General features: G+C 59.2%; 1 protein-coding gene. It reads left to right on the top strand.

Annotation, left to right across the window (positions count from 1 at the left end):
- Positions 1 to 668, top strand: a 668-nt coding sequence (gene icmH, locus FEM01_RS24005; RefSeq protein ID WP_138221890.1) for a type IVB secretion system protein IcmH/DotU, incomplete at its 5' end; no start/stop codon positions are given.
- Positions 669 to 855: the final 187 nt, after the last annotated feature.

Here is an 855-nt window from a genome sequence, read left to right as displayed (position 1 = left end):
TGATGCTGGATGCGGCGGCACCGTTGTTTGGCCTCGTCATACGCCTACGCACGCTCGATACGCTGCCCAACATCGAGGAAGTGCACCGGCAGGTGCGCAACCAGATTGAAAACATCCAGCAAGAGATGCGCCAGCATGGCTACGAGACCACGCAACTTCTGGCGTACTCGTACGGCTTGTGCCTGTTCATCGATGAAGCCGTGATGGAGCGGCCATGGGGCCAGGCCAGTTGCTGGAGCCAGGAGCCCCTGCTCAGCATTTTCCACAGCGAAACGTTCGGCGGCGAAAAGATCTTCACCGTGATCTCACGCCTGATGCAGGAGCCCCAGCGCTACAAGGACGTGCTGGAGTTCATGTACTTCAGCCTGTGCCTGGGGCTCAAAGGCAAGTACGCCCTCGCGCCCAAAGGCGAAGAGACGCTGAACACCCTCATTCACCAGCTCCACGGAATCATCCGCGAACTACGAGGGCCCACGCCGACAGCGGTCTGTGACCCTTACACCAACGTTGCCCCGCGCAATTTCCGCATGAATCGGCAGTGGCCCTGGTGGAGCCCATTGGTGATTTCCGCCATGGCCATGGCCACCGCCTACGGCATCTACAGCTACCGCCTGCACCTGATCACCAGCGAGGTGCTGCAGTCGCTCAACGGCATTTTGCAGCAGTAAACAGCCGGCACTCGGCACAGCCGAATTGAACGAATTGACGCGGCGTTTGCCGCGTTGAAAAAGTCCATCGCTCCCGATGGCCACGCTGCCCATTGCGCGCGTGTTTTATCCACATGGACGCAGGAGAAACTGCCATGCCAACACCCGCTTACATCAAGATCGAAGGTCAGACCCAAGGCAACATCAC

The organism is Pseudomonas mosselii (assembly GCF_005796105.1).
Classification (GTDB): domain Bacteria; phylum Pseudomonadota; class Gammaproteobacteria; order Pseudomonadales; family Pseudomonadaceae; genus Aquipseudomonas; species Aquipseudomonas mosselii_C.
Note: the sequence above shows the minus strand (reverse complement) of the source record. Positions and strands in the feature narration are given on the sequence as shown.